This window comes from Flavobacterium sp. UGB4466, assembly GCF_903469665.1.
Lineage (GTDB): Bacteria > Bacteroidota > Bacteroidia > Flavobacteriales > Flavobacteriaceae > Flavobacterium > Flavobacterium lipolyticum.
Genome location: NZ_CAGKLC010000277.1, coordinates 1 through 431 on the forward strand (window position 1 = coordinate 1; position 431 = coordinate 431).

At 41.1% G+C, this 431-nt stretch carries 1 pseudogene; it reads right to left on the bottom strand.

The features are described 5' to 3' along the window. A pseudogene (locus tag JO950_RS22040) lies at positions 1 to 431 on the bottom strand (AMP-binding protein); the annotation flags it as partial.

The window sequence follows — 431 nt, forward strand, 5'->3', positions numbered from 1 at the left end:
TCCGGCAACGACTGTTTTAAATAAGCTCTTAAATCACTTGCGTTCTGCTCGACATTAGAAACAATATACGCTACAAGTTCTTTCTCTGCTGACTCGTTCTCTCTAGCTAAAACCACTGCCTGACTTACAGCTTCATGTTTTACTAAAGCGTGCTCTATCTCTCCAAGTTCTATCCTGTGTCCTCTTATTTTTACCTGATCGTCTTTTCGGCCTATGAACTCGATGTTGCCATCGGGTAGCCAGCGACCCAAATCGCCTGTTTTGTACAGACGCTCTCCCGCTTTAAAAGGATTTGTTATGAACTTCTCTCTAGTTAACCCTTCCTGATTTAAATAACCTCGGGCTAAACCATTACCGCCTATACAAATCTCTCCGACTACTCCTATAGCTTGTAATTCTTCTTTTTCGTTTAAAATATAAATCTGCGTGTT